The 220-nt window shown below is 50.9% G+C and carries 1 pseudogene; it reads right to left on the bottom strand.

What is annotated here, in order from left to right:
• A pseudogene (locus FDX22_RS12190) lies at positions 1-120 on the bottom strand (universal stress protein UspB); the annotation flags it as partial.
• Positions 121-220 lie beyond the last annotated feature (100 nt).

Here is a 220-nt window from a genome sequence, read left to right on the forward strand (position 1 = left end):
AAGTAATGGATCGCAACCACGAAGTACCACTAACAGTGCGCGTAGCGAAGAAAAATAACGCGCCATATTAACAATGCAAACGACACATAAAGCCCAGAATAACGCAATGGTGCTTATCATATCTCCTCCCCGGCGACCCGCCCACGGAACGCTTTTCCGGGACTACCGCTCCCCGATACCCTGCCAAACCATTCAGTGAAGAGTACAACCGAAACCGCTC

The organism is Citrobacter sp. TBCS-14, assembly GCF_005280805.1.
Lineage (GTDB): Bacteria > Pseudomonadota > Gammaproteobacteria > Enterobacterales > Enterobacteriaceae > Citrobacter > Citrobacter gillenii.